Genomic DNA, 12,604 nt, shown 5'->3' on the forward strand with positions numbered 1-12,604 from the left:
AGACCCGGTGCACGCTCCCGCTAGCGTGAGCGGAACGTGATCGGCTGCCCATCCGGATGATCGGCCGCGCGCTGCGGCGTGTCGCAGCTGCCGCAGGCTCCGCAGCCGTCGCCGCAATTGCCGGTCGCACCGGCGGGGCTCAGCCAGCGACCCAGCGCAAGCGCCGCACGCGAGCGCCCGGGCCGTGTCAGCGCGATCGACGCCGCGGCTTGCCAGCGGGCCGCCAGCTTCGGCGCCACTTTGCGAAACGTGTAAAGCACGCTCGCCACGACGAGCAGCGCGATCACCGCGTACTGCCACCACAGACTGAAACTCACGTGAGCCACCTCGCAATCTGATATGTCAAGAACGATGCGGCGTACGCCATGACGAACATATAGCCGAACGAGAGCGCCACGATGCGCGCCGAGCGGGTCTCGCGGCGAATCACGGCGAGAGTCGACATGCACTGCGGCGCGAACGCGAACCAGACCAGCAGCGACAGCGCGCTTGCCAGCGAAAAATTGGCGGCGAGCGCGTGCCCGAGACTCACGATGTCGCCGTCGCCGCCGCTCACTGCGTAGACCGTGGCCAGCGCCGCAACAGCCGTTTCGCGTGCGGCGAACGCCGGAATCAGCGAAAGGCTGATTTGCCAGTTGAAGCCCAGCGGAGCAAAGAGGTATTGCAGGCCCCGGCCGATGTAGCCCGCGAATGTGTAATCGATGGCCGGCCCCGTGGCGCCCGCAGGCGGCGACGGAAACGTCGACAGAAACCACATCAGCACGGTCAGCGCGAGAATCACGCCGGTCAGCCGCTTGAGAAAGATCGAGCCGCGCTCCCACAGGCCGATCGCGATGTCGCGCAGCTTCGGCAATCGATACGACGGCAACTCCATCAGCAGCGCGTGTTCGACGTGATCGCGGCGCAGGCGCTTCAAGATCCAACCGACCAGCATCGCGCCGCAAATTCCGGCCGCGTAAAGCGCGAACAGCACGAGACCCTGCAGATTGAATACCCCGAACACGTGATGGATGGGAATGAACGCGCCGATCAGCAGCGCGTAGACCGGCAGGCGCGCCGAGCAAGTCATGAGCGGCGCGACGAGGATGGTCGCGAGCCTGTCGCGCGGGTCCGTGATGCTGCGCGTGCCCATCACGCCGGGAATCGCGCACGCGAAGCTCGACAGCAACGGAATGAACGAGCGCCCCGTGAGCCCCACCGAAACCATCACGCGGTCGAGCAGAAACGCCGCGCGCGGCAAGTAGCCCGATTCCTCCAACAGCAGAATGAAGAGGAACAGCACGAGAATTTCCGGCAAAAATCCGAGCACAGTGCCAAGACCGCCGATCACGCCATCGGTCAGCAGACTGCGCAGCGGCCCGTCCGGCAACCACGTGCCGACCTGCGTGCCAAGCCACCCGAAGCCGTCGCCGATCGCGTCGGTCATCGGCTTGCCCACCGAATAGACCGCCTGGAACACGAGAAACATCACGATCGCCAGGATCATCAGCCCGAACACAGGATGCAGAGCGAAGCGATCGATCGCGTCGTCGCGCGCATCGGTCGCGCGCGGCATCGTGACGGTCGCAGCCAGAAGCGCCCGGACTTCGGCGTGCAAATCGGCCGCGTCTTGCTGACCGCTCGAGGCCGTTGCGGGCGACGGCTTCTCGAGCGGCCCCATCCGATCCATCAAATCGATCAGCGCGCGAGCGCCGCCGCGCCGCACGGCCACCGTCTCCACGATCTGCACGCCGAGCCGGCGTTGCAGTTCGGGCACGTCGATGACGATCCCGCGCCGGGTGGCGGCGTCCATCATGTTCAGCGCCAGCAGCACAGGCAGCCCGAGCCGTTTGACTTCGAGCACGAAACGCAGATGAAGACGCAGATTGGTCGCATCGGCGACACAGACGATCAGATCCGGCACCGCCTCGCCCGGATAGCGTCCGAGCAGGACGTCGCGGGTGATGCGCTCGTCGGGGCTGGTGGAGTCGAAACTATAGGCGCCCGGCAGATCGAGCACCTGAACGTGACGGCCGGAAGGCGTGGTGAACCGCCCTTCCTTGCGCTCCACGGTGACACCGGCATAGTTCGCGACCTTCTGGCGCCCGCCGGTAAGTTGATTGAACAGCGCGGTTTTGCCGCAGTTCGGATTGCCGACGAGGGCGATACGCAGGTTGGCCGCGCTCATAGGCTCGATGCCTCCCGAACGCTCACGCGGCTGGCTTCGGCACGACGCAGCGCGAACCGCGTGGAGCCGATCTGGATCAGGATCGGATCAGCGCCCCACGGCCCGCGCGCGACCACCCGCACCGGCTCGCCCGAAACGAATCCGAGATCGCGCAAGCGCTGCGCAATCGAATCGGACTCGTGGACATCCTGAACGTGCTCCACTACGGCGGGAGCACCCTTTGGCAGGTCGGATAGGCGCATGGGGTTTTCGATATGGAAATAAGAACCGTTCTCATTATATAGAGTGATCGGTCCCTGTGCATCCTAAATGTAAGGTTAAAGGCCGCGAGACAACCTGCTGACCGACAGCGTCGTCAATGTTGCTCGAAGCGTTCGTAACGCTTGTCGGTGTAGCGCTCCTCGCCCGCGAGATCGGTCACGCGGGCGGCCGGTGGGCCGCGCCGCAACCATTCGAGCATCAGGTCGACCTGATTGGCCGGACCTTGCAGCATCGCTTCAACCGAACCGTCCTCGAGGTTCGCGACCCAGCCGGTGATGCCGAGCGAATGCGCTTTACGCACCGTCGCGTGCCGAAAACCCACACCCTGAACGATGCCGCGCACACGGACATAATAAGTTTCAATTCTTGTGTTTAAATCGGGCCCAGTCATACACGAATCTCCTACGTATTCATTCCGCCCGCATTTTAGTCGTGACGCAGCGACCATGCCGGAGGATGAAATAAAGCGAACGGCGCTATCAATGACGGGGGCGCCGTTGAAACAGTCAGAGCAATTAATACAAAGAAAGCAGCCGCATCAATCTAATCAAGAAAGACGCAAACGTAAAAGCAAAAGTAATCTCGGCTAGCACTTAAGTAAATCAAAGCGGCGGTCGTAAACAGTTTACGCATCTTGTTATCGATCGCGCGGGGGGACTTCACGGTGGCTGCACAAGACCACGCGGTAGGTGTCAACCGCATCCGGATGGTCAAAAGCTGGTTCGAAGAACACAACACGACCATTCTGACGGTCGCGTTGTGCGCTTTTGCCGTTGGCATGGTCGCGTTTTCCGCAAGCCAGATCTTCGCCGCGCGCGAAGTGGCGGACGCGCAGCTGACGCAGGTGCTGCACGTGCGCGACGACGTCGAGGGACTCGAATCGCTTTACGCCGAAGCAGATGCCGACTTTCTGCGCTTGCTCGACAACCCCGCTTCGCACGCCGTGCCGTGGACAGTCCAGCGGCTCGAACGCGCCACGCGCTATTTCAGCGATCTTTCCGACGCTTTCGCCAAAGACCCGCAACGCGCGCGCGATATCGACGCGTTGCGCGAAGCGACCAACCAATGGCAACGCCAGCTCGCCCAGACGACGCTCACCGCGAGCACCCAGGGCGACACCGTCTTCCTCGAGCGGCAGGCGCTCGGCGAAGTCAACGAGACGCGGCACCGCCTCGCCATCGGCGTCGCCTCGCTCGACCCGGCCAGCCAACTCTCCACCAGCGCCCGCGCAAGTCTTGCCGCGCGCCGCCTCACCTCCGAGCGCATCGCGTTCGCGGCAGCCGCCGCGGCGGCGTTCGTGCTGCTCGTCTACGGTTTTCTTGCGAATCACCGTCTCGGGCTCGAGCGCGCGCGCGTGCGCATCGTCGCCGAGGAAGGCGAGGCGCGCTTTCGCGAGTATTTCGAAGAGCATCCGCTGCCGATGCTGATCTACGACGTCGACACGGCGACGGTCGCGGCCGCCAATGATGCCGCCGTGCGCCTCTACGGCTATTCGCGCGACGAATTCGAGGGCCTCAGCATCGCCAAGCTGCGGCCCGCCGGAGACGTCGACGAATTTCTCGCACGCTTTGCGACGTTCGTGGCGTCGCCCGAAGCGGTCAGCGGCACGACCGGCGTGCGCCGCCACGTGAAGAAGAACGGCACGCGCTTTTTCGTCGAACCGACCTTCCACTTTCTGCATCACGCGAATCGCCACGCGTGCTTCGTCGTCGCGGTCGACGTCACCGAAAAGGAACAGGCCAAGGAAGCGCTTCAGCAATCGAAGCAGATGCTCGAAGCGGTGATCGACAGCGTGCCGCAACGCATTTTCTGGAAGGACACGCGCTCTCACTACCTCGGCTGCAACCGCGCGTTCGCGGACGACGTCGGCATCGCCGACGCCTCGAAGATCACCGGCCTCACCGACTACGATCTGCCCTGGCACAACTTCGCGTCGGTGGCGCGCATGCGCGACAGCGAAGTGATCGCGAGCGGCAAGCCGTTGCATGCGTACGAAGAATTCGCGCCGGCGGCGGGCGACAACTGGCGCTGGTATCGAAAGACCAAGGTGCCGCTCAAGAACGTGCGCAACGATGTCATCGGCCTGCTCGCGACTTACGAAGACATCACCGAGCGCAAGGACGTCGAACTGGCGCTGCGCCTGCGCAGCCGCGCGCTCGACGCGATCGTCAACGCCGTGCTGATCACGCGCGCGACCGACAAGGGTAATCTGATCGAATACGCGAACCCCGCATTCGAGCGCATCACGGGCTACCGGACCGATGCGGTCATCGGCTCCGATTGCCGCTTCCTGCAAGGCAACGATCGCGACCAGCCGGGCATCGAATCGATCCGCCGCGCGCTCGCCGACGAGCGCGAAGTGACGACGCTCGTGCGCAATTACCGGCGCGACGGCACGCTGTTCTGGAATCAGCTCTATATCGCGCCGGTGCGCGACGAAAACGGACAGATCACGCATCACATCAGCGTCGTCAACGACGTCACCGAACTCGTGCAATCGCGCGACATGCTGCGCCATCAGGCGAATTTCGATGCGCTCACCGCGCTGCCGAACCGCTCGCTCCTGAACGAGCGGCTCGCTCACGCGATCAAGCACGGTGGCTTGCGCGGCACGCGCGTGTCGCTGATCTTCATGGACGTCGATCATTTCAAGGACGTCAACGACAGCCTCGGCCACGGCATCGGCGACCGGCTGCTGCGCGAGATCGCGCAACGCCTGGCCGATTGCGTCGGCACGTCGGATACCGTGGCGCGCTACGGCGGCGACGAGTTCGTGATGGTGATCGTCGAGCAAGAAGCGACCGACCGCCTGACCGACGTGCTCGCGCGCGTCTCGCACGCATTCTCGCGGCCGGTGTGGATCGACGACACCGAGTTCTACGTCGAGACGAGCGTCGGCATCGCGAGCTTTCCGTCCGACGGCGCCGATGGCGAAACGCTGTTGCGCCGCGCGGACCTCGCGATGTACCGCGCGAAATCGAACGGCCGCAACGCAGTGCTGAAGTTCGAGCCGGAACTCGGCCGCGTCGCCGACGAACGGCTCGCGCTGTCGCGCCGCATGCGCGCCGCGCTTGCAAACGGCGAATTCCGGCTCGACTATCAGCCGCAAGTCGATTTGCAATCGAACCGCGTGACGGGCGTCGAAGCGCTCTTGCGCTGGCGCGACGCGGAACTCGGCCCGGTGAGCCCCGCCACCTTCATTCCGATCGCCGAGGAAAACGGCCTGATCGTGCCGATCGGCGAATGGGTGATGCAGCAGGCGTGCTACCAGGCGCAGGCGTGGCAGTCGACGCTGCCGGGGTTGCGGATGTCGGTGAACATCTCGCCGCGGCAATTTGCGCGCGGCGACATCCTGCGCGTGATCGAGCGCGCGTTGACGCGTGCGGACTTGTCGCCGTCGCTGCTCGAAGTCGAGATCACCGAGGGCGCGCTGATGGCCTACGGGTCGATCGAAATGCTGCGCGCGATCCGCGCGACCGGCGTCGATATCGCCATCGACGATTTCGGCACCGGCTACTCGAGCCTTTCCTATATCCGCACGTTCCATGCGGACCGTCTGAAGCTCGACATGTCGTTCGTGCGCGGCATCGGCGTGCACCGCGAGGACGAAGTGATCACGCGCGCGATTCTGTCGCTTGGCCGCGCGCTTGGATTCAAGGTCGTGGCCGAAGGCGTCGAGACCGACGACCAACTCGCGTTCCTGCGCCGCCATGGATGCGGCTTCGTGCAGGGATATCGCTTCGCGCGGCCGATGGGCGCGGCGGATGCGCATGCGTTTATTCAGAGCTTCAATGAAGGGGTGCTGGAGTACAGCTGAGGCCGTTTTGATTGCGGTGTCGTTCGCTGACCCTATCCCGCGCCCTCGCATTCCTCGGGGCAAGTAAAATCGCGCAACATTCAAAACGGCGCACGCGGCCCACACCGCGTACGCCGTCGTCAGTCGCAATTCCGAGGAACCCATGGCAGATCAATCGCGAGACCTCGTTCTCGTCACCGGCGCGTCCGGCTTTGTCGGCTCGGCCGTCGCGCGCATCGCGCAACAAAAGGGCTTCGCCGTCCGCGTGCTGGTGCGCGCGACGAGCCCGCGCAAGAACCTCGAAGACCTCGACGCGGAAATCGCCGTCGGCGACATGCGCGACGAAGCGTCGATGCGCGCCGCCCTGCGCGGCGTGCGCTATCTGCTTCACGTCGCCGCCGACTATCGCCTGTGGGCCCCCGACCCCGCCGAGATCGAACGCGCGAACCTCGAAGGCACCGAAGCGACGATGCGCGCGGCGCTCGCCGAGGGCGTCGAGCGCATCGTCTACACGAGCAGCGTCGCGACACTCAAGGTCACGAGCTCCGGAAATTCCGCCGATGAAACCGCGCCGCTCACAGCCGAGAACGCGATCGGCGTCTACAAGCGCAGCAAGGTGCTCGCCGAGCGCGCGGTCGAACGGATGATCGAGCGCGACCGCCTGCCCGCCGTGATCGTCAATCCGTCGACGCCGATCGGCCCGCGCGACGTGAAACCGACGCCAACCGGCCGCATCATCGTCGAGGCCGCGCTCGGCAAGATTCCGGCGTTCGTCGATACGGGGCTGAACCTCGTGCACGTCGACGACGTCGCCGCCGGCCACTTCCTCGCGCTCGAACACGGACGCATCGGCGAGCGCTACATCCTCGGCGGCGAGAACCTGCCGCTGCAACAGATGCTCGCCGACATCGCCACGCTCACGGGCCGCAAGCCGCCGACGATCAGCCTGCCGCGCTGGCCGCTCTATCCGCTCGCGGTAGGTGCGGAAGCGGTCGCGAAGATCACGAAGCGCGAGCCGTTCGTGACCGTCGACGGACTCAAGATGTCGAAGAACAAAATGTACTTCACGTCGGCGAAGGCGGAACGCGAGCTGGGCTATCGCGCGCGGCCGTATCGCGAGGGCTTGCGCGATGCGCTCGACTGGTTCCGGCAAGCGGGGTACTTGAAGAAGTGAAGATTTGTTACAACCTGTGAACGCGCCGGTTCGGTCACAGCTCGCGCGCAGCGAGTAAAATCGCGAGTCTTACGTAGAGAAGCCTCGCATGAACCTCCAAGAACAGATCGGCGCGCTCGAAACGGGTGTCGATCAGCTCACCCAGCTCATTCAAGCCGCACTCGCTCAACACGCGGCGCACGAAGCCTCGGCTGAACGCGCGTCCGCGGACGCGCCGGTCACAAGCGCCGACTCCAGCGAAACGATGCAAGCTGCAGCGGCATCCGCTCAACCGGCTGCTGATAATGCGGCCGCTCCCGTCGCCGATGCACCCGTTAGCGAAACGGCGAATGCCGTCGAAACCGTCGACGAAAAACCCGCGCTGCATGTCGCGCGCCCGGCGCAAAACGAGATCGTGCTGACTATCGGCGGGAAGTCGGTTTCGTTGCATCCGGAACAGGTGGGGCAACTGATCGAAGAACTGGCGAACGCGCGCGCGTCGATGCTCCCGGAACCCCCGACGGGCCTGCCGCCTGGCTGGCGTTTCGTGTCGACGAAGAATCCGATGATGGCCGTGCAGAAGCAATCGAACGGCGATCGTCTCTTGGTGCTGCGCCACACGGGCCACGGCTGGGTGCCCTTTACGTTCTCGCCGGATATGGCGATTCAGCTCTATATGATGCTGACGCAGCGTTGATGTTTTTGAAACGGCGGCAGCGCATTGCGCGCCGCCGCTTGATCGGCCGCAAAACGTCTGCGGCGCTTGCGGCTTACCCCTCGGCTTACCGTTCCTGCACCGGCGCCTGCACACGCGCCTTCCACTGACCGCCCTTGCCGCGCCAATAGCGCACCGCGGACCCCACCGTCGCACCGACATAGAACAACGCGATCAGCGGCAGCACCGGCGCCCACAGCGGCGAGCGGCCGTAGTAGCGCAGCATCGGCGCATACGCGCAGCACATCGCGGCCCATGCGAGCCACGCCGGCCATCCGTACGGACCGAGCGCGAGCGCAACGACCGGCGGCACCAGATAAATCAGCGTCATGCCGATCAGCGTGCCCAGCAGCAGCCACGGCGAGTAGCGCAGCTGCGTGAACGCGGTGCGCGCGATCATGTTCCAGATCTCGCGCCAGTTGTCATACGGACGCAGCGACACGCTCTGCGCAGCGACATCGAGCCGGATCGGATGACGCCCCTCACCGCGATGCTTGATCCGGTTCGCCAGGCTGCAATCGTCGATCAATTCGCCGCGGATCGATTCGATGCCGCCCGCTTCTTCGAGCGCCGTACGCTTCACGAGCATGCAGCCGCCGGCCGCAGCGGCAGTCTTGTTGCGCGGATTGTTGACCCACGAGAACGGATACAGCTTCGCGAAGAAGAACACGAACGCCGGGATCAGCGCCTTCTCCCAGAACGAATCGCAGCGCAACCGCACCATCAGCGAGACCAGATCGCGCTTCTCTTCGGTTGCGCGCGCAACGAGTTGCGTGACGGCGTCGGCGGGGTGTCCGATGTCGGCGTCGGTAAGCAGCAGGTAATCGGCCGGCAGACCGAGCGACTTCACCGCTTCGATACCTTGCGACTGTGCCCAAACCTTGCCCGACCAGCCGGCGGGCAGCGGCTTCGCGGTCAGCACCGTCAGCCGCTCGGGCCGCTGCAGCGACAGCGCGGCGGCACGCGCGGCATCGGCGGTGCCGTCGGTGCTGTGATCGTCGACGACGATCACATGGAACGCGCCCGGATAGTTCTGCGAGATCAGCGTCGAGACGGCCTTGCCGATCACGTCCGCTTCGTTGCGCGCGGGCACGACGGCGGCGACAGCCGGCCACGCGTCGCGCGACCCGATCGGCAGCGGCGGCGCCGGACGCGTACGCCAGAAACCGCCGCGGGCAAACAACAGCACACACCAGATCAGAAGCGATATGGCGGACAACAAAAATAGAATTGCGACGGTCATGCGTGGCCCTCGAACGAAAGTGCGCTTACGCCGACGCTGCCAAACAGACGCATTTTCGCCGTGCGCGCCGCGATGATGCACCAATCGAGCGTTTCCAGCACGGGGCGATGGCGAAACACGTCGTAGTCGGCCTGCTCGATGCGCTCGAGGACACGCAGGCCGCCTTGCACGACGCTGCACAACTCGAGGCCGAAGCGCCCCGGCAGGCGCCGTGCGAGCGGCGCGCCGCGCACCATCAGGGAACGCGCGTAAGCAACCTCATGAGCCATCAGCGCACGCCACGCGTCGTTGCACGTGCCGCGCGCGATCTGCGACTCGGTCACGCCAAAGCGCCCGAGATCGGCGAGCGGCAAATATAGATGCCCGTTTTTCCAGTCGAGCGCCACGTCCTGCCACAAATTGATGAGTTGCAGCGACGTGCAGATCGCGTCGGAATCGGCGAGGTTGGCGGGGGTGGCGGCGCCGATCAGGTGCAGCAGCAGATGCCCGATCGGGTTCGCCGAGCGGTTGCAGTATTCGGCGAGCGCGGCGCGGTTGCCGTAGCGGGTGGTGTCGATGTCCTGTTCGAACGACGCGACAAGGTCGTAGAACGGCGCCAGCGGCAAACCATGTTGCGCGGACACGACAGCCACTTTTTCGAACAAGAGCGGGTGAACGGCGGCGGGACGGCCATTCGCGGCCGCATCCAGCCCGGCGCGGAAGTCGGCCAGACGGGCGTGCCGCCCGGCGGGACTGCCGCTGCCTTCGCCGGCAATTTCGGCAGCGGTGCGCACAAAGTGGTAAATCACGGCGGCCGGCGCGCGCAGCGCCTTCGGCAGCAAAAAGCGCGCGACCGGATCGTTTTCGTAGGGATCGACTTCCATACTGCAAATTCCGTAATGCAAGCGAAAGATTCGCTTTCGGCCCAGTAGTTTACTGGGTTCCAGGCCGTCGTTGCACGTGAGGAAACGACTGCTTGCAAATGGCCGACGACCCCATTAAAGCGCGCGAGACCCGATAGCGGTAGAATGCGCGTTTGGATTCGGTTTACGGGATTGCGCCCCGCTTTCTACATACCTGGATTCGGGGCGATACAGTCGTGGCAACCGGCTTGTTTTCGAGACCCCGCGTCAGTCGGAGTTCCCAAACATATGCGAGTCATCCTTGCTCAGCCCCGCGGCTTTTGTGCGGGGGTCGTCCGCGCGATCGAGATCGTGGATCGTGCGCTGCAACGACACGGTGCACCCGTTTATGTGCGCCATGAAATTGTTCACAACCGGCACGTCGTCGAAAACCTGCGCAGCAAAGGCGCCCGCTTTGTCGAAGAACTCGACGAGGTGCCGCATGGCGCCGTGGCGATTTTCAGCGCGCATGGCGTGGCGCAAAGCGTCGAGCGCGATGCCGAACAACGCGGTCTCGACGTGCTCGACGCCACCTGCCCGCTCGTGACGAAAGTGCACGTGCAAGGCCGCCAGTACGTCGCAGCCGGCCGCACGCTGATCCTGATCGGCCACGCGGGGCACCCGGAAGTCGAAGGCACGATCGGCCAGATTCCCGGCCAAGTGCTGCTCGTGCAAAGCGAGGCGGAAGTGGCGACGCTGCCCCTCGCCGACGATACGCCGCTCGCGTACGTGACGCAGACCACGCTGTCGGTCGACGATACGCGCGGCATCATCGAAGCGCTGATGCGCCGCTTCACGGATATCGTCGGCCCGGATACGCGCGACATCTGCTACGCGACGCAAAACCGCCAAGCCGCGGTGCGCGAACTCTCGAAGCAGGTCGACGTGCTGCTGGTGGTTGGCGCGACCAACAGCTCGAACTCGAATCGCCTGCGCGAGATCGGCACCGAAAGCGGCGTGCCGAGCTACCTCGTCGCGGACGGCTCGGAAGTGAAGCCGGAATGGTTTGCCGCGGCGCAGACGGTCGGCATCACGGCCGGTGCGTCGGCGCCGGAGGAAATGGTCGAACACGTCATCAATGCGCTGCGCGCCTTGGGGTCCGTCGAAGTCACGACGATGTCGGGCCGTGAAGAAAAAGTTGAATTCAAGCTGCCGTCGAAGCTGGCCGAGCCAGCCGTCGCGCGCGAAGTCTAAGGAGCACACCTTGTCTATTCCGCTTCTACAAAAAGTTCGTGTTGGCTCCTATATCTTTCGCCAGCACTTCTCCGGCAATAAGCGCTACCCGCTCGCGCTCATGCTCGAGCCGCTCTTCCGCTGCAATCTCGCCTGCAATGGCTGCGGCAAGATCGATTACCCGGACCCCATCCTGAACCAGCGCCTGTCGCTCGAAGAGTGCCTGGGCGCGGTCGATGAGTGCGGCGCGCCGGTCGTTTCGATCGCCGGCGGCGAACCGCTCTTGCACAAGGAAATGCCGCAGATCGTCAAGGGCATCATCAAGCGCAAGAAGTTCGTCTACCTGTGCACGAACGCGCTCCTGATGGAAAAGAAGATGGACGACTACGAGCCGAGCCCGTATTTCGTCTGGTCAGTGCACCTCGATGGCGATCAGCAGATGCACGATCACTCGGTGTCGCAGGAAGGCGTCTACGACAAGGCGGTCGCCGCGATCCGCGAAGCGAAGCGCCGCGGTTTCCGCGTCAACATCAACTGCACCCTGTTCAACGATGCCATTCCCGAACGCGTCGCCGCGTTCTTCGATACGTTGAAGCCGATCGGCGTCGACGGCATCACGGTGTCGCCGGGCTATGCCTATGAACGCGCACCGGATCAGCAGCACTTCCTGAATCGCGACAAGACCAAGCAACTGTTCCGCGAGATCTTCAAGCGCGGCAACAACGGCAAGAACTGGTCGTTCAGCCAGTCGGGCCTGTTCCTCGACTTCCTCGCGGGCAACCAGACTTACGAATGCACGCCGTGGGGCAACCCGGCGCGCACGGTGTTCGGCTGGCAAAAGCCGTGCTATCTGGTCGGCGAAGGCTATGTGAAGACCTTCAAGGAACTGATGGAGACGACCGACTGGGACAAGTACGGCACCGGCAACTACGAGAAGTGCGCGGACTGCATGGTCCACTGCGGCTTCGAGGCGACGGCGGTGATGGATACCGTCGCGCATCCGCTGAAGGCGCTGGGTGTCGCGCTGCGCGGTCCGAAGACCGAAGGCGAATTCGTAAAGGACATCCCGCTCGACAAGCAGCGTCCTGCTGAATACGTGTTCTCGCGGCACGTCGAGATCAAGCTCGAGGAAATCGGGCGCTCCAAGGGCGCGAAGAAAGCGCAGACGGTCGCAGCACATTGAGCAGTTGAAGCGCTCGCTTCGTTTCGAGCGCA

General features: G+C 64.3%; 11 protein-coding genes. 5 read left to right on the forward strand and 6 right to left on the reverse strand.

Annotated features, from left to right (window positions below):
* Positions 1-20 precede the first annotated feature (20 nt).
* The 4 genes from AAHK20_RS05995 to AAHK20_RS06010 form a co-directional block, all read right to left on the reverse strand.
* Entirely contained in the window at positions 21-317 is a 297-nt protein-coding gene (locus tag AAHK20_RS05995) for a DUF6587 family protein (protein ID WP_449180522.1), read from the reverse strand.
* Positions 314-2,167 (reverse strand): ferrous iron transporter B, encoded by a 1,854-nt coding sequence (feoB, locus tag AAHK20_RS06000; RefSeq protein ID WP_449180523.1) that lies wholly within the window; start codon positions 2,165-2,167, stop codon positions 314-316. Before feoB ends, AAHK20_RS05995 begins: the two co-directional genes overlap by 4 nt.
* Entirely contained in the window at positions 2,164-2,409 is a 246-nt protein-coding gene (locus AAHK20_RS06005) for a FeoA family protein (RefSeq protein ID WP_449180524.1), read from the reverse strand. The genes feoB and AAHK20_RS06005 overlap by 4 nt, the downstream gene beginning before the upstream one ends.
* 113 nt (positions 2,410-2,522) lie before the next feature.
* The gene (locus AAHK20_RS06010) at positions 2,523-2,819 is read right to left on the reverse strand and encodes an acylphosphatase (RefSeq protein WP_449180525.1); all 297 of its coding nucleotides are present in this window, start codon (positions 2,817-2,819) and stop codon (positions 2,523-2,525) included.
* Between the two features lie 273 nt (positions 2,820-3,092).
* Here AAHK20_RS06010 and AAHK20_RS06015 point away from each other — a divergent pair, with 273 nt between their 5' ends.
* The 3 genes from AAHK20_RS06015 to AAHK20_RS06025 all read left to right on the forward strand — a co-directional run bounded on the left by AAHK20_RS06015 (position 3,093) and on the right by AAHK20_RS06025 (position 8,074).
* Positions 3,093-6,245 (forward strand): sensor domain-containing protein, encoded by a 3,153-nt coding sequence (locus AAHK20_RS06015; RefSeq protein ID WP_449180526.1) that lies wholly within the window; start codon positions 3,093-3,095, stop codon positions 6,243-6,245.
* Between the two features lie 142 nt (positions 6,246-6,387).
* Positions 6,388-7,398: a hopanoid-associated sugar epimerase gene (gene hpnA, locus AAHK20_RS06020; RefSeq protein WP_449180527.1), complete on the forward strand. Its 1,011-nt coding sequence runs from the start codon at positions 6,388-6,390 to the stop codon at positions 7,396-7,398.
* Positions 7,399-7,486: 88 nt separating this feature from the next.
* Positions 7,487-8,074, forward strand: coding sequence for a hypothetical protein (locus AAHK20_RS06025; protein WP_449180528.1), 588 nt, complete (start codon positions 7,487-7,489; stop codon positions 8,072-8,074).
* Positions 8,075-8,159: 85 nt separating this feature from the next.
* Here the strand turns inward: AAHK20_RS06025 and AAHK20_RS06030 are convergent, their stop codons facing one another.
* Both AAHK20_RS06030 and hpnC read right to left on the reverse strand, forming a co-directional pair.
* On the reverse strand, positions 8,160-9,335 hold the full coding sequence (locus AAHK20_RS06030) for a glycosyltransferase (RefSeq protein ID WP_449180529.1): 1,176 nt from the start codon (positions 9,333-9,335) through the stop codon (positions 8,160-8,162).
* Positions 9,332-10,198, reverse strand: coding sequence for a squalene synthase HpnC (gene hpnC / locus AAHK20_RS06035; RefSeq protein ID WP_449180530.1), 867 nt, complete (start codon positions 10,196-10,198; stop codon positions 9,332-9,334). The genes AAHK20_RS06030 and hpnC overlap by 4 nt, the downstream gene beginning before the upstream one ends.
* A 267-nt stretch (positions 10,199-10,465) precedes the next feature.
* Here hpnC and ispH point away from each other — a divergent pair, with 267 nt between their 5' ends.
* The gene (ispH, locus tag AAHK20_RS06040; protein ID WP_449180531.1) at positions 10,466-11,410 is read left to right on the forward strand and encodes a 4-hydroxy-3-methylbut-2-enyl diphosphate reductase; all 945 of its coding nucleotides are present in this window, start codon (positions 10,466-10,468) and stop codon (positions 11,408-11,410) included.
* Between the two features lie 10 nt (positions 11,411-11,420).
* Positions 11,421-12,572, forward strand: coding sequence for an adenosyl-hopene transferase HpnH (hpnH, locus tag AAHK20_RS06045; protein WP_449180532.1), 1,152 nt, complete (start codon positions 11,421-11,423; stop codon positions 12,570-12,572).
* Positions 12,573-12,604: the final 32 nt, after the last annotated feature.

It is taken from the genome of Trinickia camelliae (genome assembly GCF_053525655.1).